The sequence below is a fragment of the Salinicola sp. genome, from assembly GCF_982684285.1.
The window spans coordinates 1-1027 of record NZ_CEXLVS010000274.1; the positions used below are offsets into that span (position 1 = coordinate 1).

At 63.4% G+C, this 1027-nt stretch carries 3 protein-coding genes; 2 read left to right on the forward strand and 1 reads right to left on the reverse strand.

Going from position 1 to position 1027, the window contains the following annotated elements:
- Positions 1-221 (forward strand): hypothetical protein (locus tag AC3AYF_RS17975; protein WP_487780127.1); only part of this gene is annotated, 221 nt, incomplete at its 5' end.
- Between the two features lie 210 nt (positions 222-431).
- Here the strand turns inward: AC3AYF_RS17975 and AC3AYF_RS17980 are convergent.
- Positions 432-755 (reverse strand): YnfA family protein, encoded by a 324-nt coding sequence (locus AC3AYF_RS17980; RefSeq protein ID WP_295036511.1) that lies wholly within the window; start codon positions 753-755, stop codon positions 432-434.
- Positions 756-770: 15 nt separating this feature from the next.
- Between AC3AYF_RS17980 and AC3AYF_RS17985 the strand changes: the two genes are divergently transcribed.
- Positions 771-1027, forward strand: a 257-nt coding sequence (locus AC3AYF_RS17985) for a hypothetical protein (protein WP_487780128.1), incomplete at its 3' end; no start/stop codon positions are given.

A 1027-nucleotide genomic window follows, 5' to 3' on the forward strand; every position in this document is an offset into this window, starting at 1 on the left:
GAGGCCATCGAATGACCATCCGAACCGCCCTCATGGCCGCCTGCCTCGTGATCGCCGCCTGTTCGAGCAGCGAGGACGGCGCCGACCCGAACCCGACGGGCCCACCGACGACGTCGGCCACCGACGCCACCGGCACCAACAATCAGGACTTTGCTCATGAATTCGCTTCCAGATCGGGAAAAGTCAACAGTGATAAGGTCTTATCGGTAGTGGGCAACTAACTTCTCATAAGATTCAGCGCACCCCGACCCGATGCCACCCCGGTCTTGGTCTCCCTCCGGCCCGGGAACCGGCGGGAGGCCGCAGATAATGACCTCGTCAGAGACTGGCCTCAAGACTTTTTCGCGTCAAATCCCGGCCGATTCTAGGGTGGTTTCGTTACCGTCAGACTAAACGCCGTCCTCCGGTCCCCTGCTCTCGCTCGAAGACCTTCAGCCGCGTGGCCCGAAGAGTATGACGCCGGCGCCGATCAGGCAGATCGCCGCCCCCATCACATCCCAGCGGTCCGGCAGGCGCTGCTCGACGAGCCACAACCACAACAGCGAGGTGACGATGTAAACACCGCCATAGGCGGCGTAGGCACGTCCGGCATAATCACTGTCCACCAGTGTCAGCAGCCAGGCGAACAGCCCCAGGCTGATGGCGCCCGGGACCAGCCACAGCGCGGAATTGCCCAATCGCCACCACGCCCAGAAGGCGAAACAGCCTGCGATTTCCGCCACCGCCGCGGCCAGATAGATGAGAGGTGTCGACAAAGCAGTCGCCTAAGGATGGATGAACCCGGCAGACTTTCGCCCCTCGCGGAAAATTCCGCAAGCCATGCAAGGCTTGATCACGGTCGGGGGACGATCTCGGCTCTCCTGGCCGGCAAAAACGACGACCCCGGCCTGTTGCCGGGGTCGAGCGACGTTCTTGGCGGCACGCTCAGGGAGGCCTCCACGTCGGCCGAGATGAATCCCCAGGAACAGGCCGACACCACCGGCGATCGCCCGGGCACTGAACGGGTTCTTCACCGTCGCTTCGCGCA